Source organism: Bowmanella yangjiangensis, from assembly GCF_017255015.1.
Lineage (GTDB): Bacteria > Pseudomonadota > Gammaproteobacteria > Enterobacterales > Alteromonadaceae > Bowmanella > Bowmanella yangjiangensis.
Map to the genome: position 1 here is coordinate 1 of NZ_JAFKCS010000455.1, position 616 is coordinate 616.

The following is a 616-nucleotide window of genomic DNA, read 5'->3' on the forward strand; positions in this document are numbered from 1 at the left end:
AGAAGGGTGAACCAGCGTTGGAACTTGCACGCGCTAAGCCAAATCCGATGATCAACGGCCATCAGGACTGGCTGGAAGGCCTTATCGGAGCAGCACGTAACGCGTTAAATGCCTAATGAATCGAGCGCGCTTGTTTGGCGCGCTATGTGAATGGCCCCTTGATTTGTAGACACTTATGACTGCTTTTGGCCGGTAGCAGACGCTGGTGACCGGTTGCTATCGGCCAGGAGCAGTCATTAGGTGCCTGCAAAATCTGGGGCGACTCAACTACCACGTAGGGCGAATCTCATCCGTAAGAGGAAGAGTCTGGTTCAGGGGCCAACGCATGCTGCCGAAAACGTTTCTAGGTCCGCAGCTCTCCTCCCGGCACTGCTCGCCAACATCCTCGGTGCGAAGAGCATCGCTCTCTGCGAACAGATGAAACACACATTTGGATCCCGCTTCGCGAAATACAAAAACGCCACTTTCAGTGGGTACAGCCAAGCCATGCAGTCGGCATACATGACCTCCACCGCCTGTTGTCCAGAACGTGAAAAGTAGTTTTCCATCAGACTGCATCTGGGTCTCAAGAAAGTCTCCTGGAGAACCGCGGCGACCATCGGGAATAGCGTTAAGT

The 616-nt window shown here is 53.9% G+C and carries 1 protein-coding gene; it reads right to left on the reverse strand.

Features of this window, described 5'->3' with window-relative positions:
* Positions 1-267: 267 nt before the first annotated feature.
* A partial coding sequence (locus J0A65_RS25115) for a hypothetical protein (RefSeq protein ID WP_206596949.1) occupies positions 268-616 on the reverse strand: 349 nt, incomplete at its 5' end.